At 66.0% G+C, this 250-nt stretch carries 1 protein-coding gene; it reads right to left on the bottom strand.

Features of this window, described 5'->3' with window-relative positions; translation table 11 throughout:
• A partial coding sequence (locus tag KZZ04_RS20165; RefSeq protein WP_219424030.1) for a hypothetical protein occupies positions 1–184 on the bottom strand: 184 nt, incomplete at its 3' end.
• Between the last annotated feature and the right edge of the window lie 66 nt (positions 185–250).

Genomic DNA, 250 nt, shown 5'->3' with positions numbered 1-250 from the left:
CCAAAGTGGCCCCGGCTAAAACGGCAGCCGCTAAACCTGCTGCCAAGCCTGCCGCGAAAACCGCCGCTGCCAAACCCGCTGCGAAAACCGCGGCCAAGCCACTGGTTAAAGCGCCAGCCAAGCCGGCGGCCAAACCTGCGGCTAAAGCGGCTGCCAAGCCTGCGGCAAACACCGCTGCTGCCAAACCGGCCGCCAAGTCGGCAGCCAAGCCAGTGGCGGCGAAAACCGCTGCCAAGCCAGCGGCTAAACC

Origin of the sequence: Pseudoalteromonas sp. CR1, from assembly GCF_019392235.1 — a bacterium.
GTDB lineage: Bacteria > Pseudomonadota > Gammaproteobacteria > Enterobacterales > Alteromonadaceae > Pseudoalteromonas.
Note: the sequence above shows the minus strand (reverse complement) of the source record. Positions and strands in the feature narration are given on the sequence as shown.